Source organism: Rhodococcus sp. BP22, assembly GCF_014281965.1.
GTDB lineage: Bacteria > Actinomycetota > Actinomycetes > Mycobacteriales > Mycobacteriaceae > Rhodococcoides.
The window spans coordinates 1-474 of sequence record NZ_JACFTB010000028.1 but is presented as its reverse complement, the minus strand read 5'-3'; the positions used below and the strand labels follow the sequence as shown (position 1 = coordinate 474).

At 59.7% G+C, this 474-nt stretch carries 1 protein-coding gene; it reads right to left on the bottom strand.

Annotated features, from left to right (window positions below):
* On the bottom strand, positions 1 to 455 hold a 455-nt coding region (locus H2510_RS20560), incomplete at its 3' end, for an AMP-binding protein (protein ID WP_315901463.1).
* Between the last annotated feature and the right edge of the window lie 19 nt (positions 456 to 474).

The following is a 474-nucleotide window of genomic DNA, read 5'->3' as shown; positions in this document are numbered from 1 at the left end:
ACATACGCCGCATTCGACCCACGCAACACCGACAACCGCTCACCATCAACCACAACCTCACCCGAAAACCCCGACACATCCAACGAACCCACATCCACCACCGACACACCAACACCCATACCCGCAAACACACCCACATCCCCACCACCAGAAACCAACACCAACACCGGAGACGCCACCTCCACAATGAACCCATTACGCTCCACCGGCTGATCCGGATCCAAAGGCACATACGCACCACCCGCAACCACCACCGCATACATCCCCACCAACAAATCCACCCCACGCCGCATACCCAACCCCACCAACACCTCAGGACCCACACCCTCACCGATCAACCACCGAGCCAAACGAAACACCCGCTCCCCGAACTCCCCATACGACAACCGCTCACCCTCGAACACCACCGCCACCGCACCCGGAACCTCCACCACCCGATCAACAAACAACGACACCAACGTCGAACCCGAACCC